Below are 200 nucleotides of genomic sequence, written 5' to 3' on the forward strand. Positions count from 1 at the left end.
GTACCTTGAAAACTGTATATTGATTAGAGTAATAGAAAGAAATCAAGATATATAGATATAGTCAGGTGAAATTGCGAAGCAATTTCTAATGATTAAAATCTTTGATTTTAATCTGTTCAGACATCCAAGCGCGTTATATTAAATATAACGGTTGATTCAAAAGCATATTTGCTTTTAGAATTTAACAAATGCAAAAGCAA

Origin of the sequence: Clostridium sp. AM27-31LB, assembly GCF_003480745.1 — a bacterium.
Lineage (GTDB): Bacteria > Bacillota > Clostridia > Lachnospirales > Lachnospiraceae > Butyribacter > Butyribacter intestini.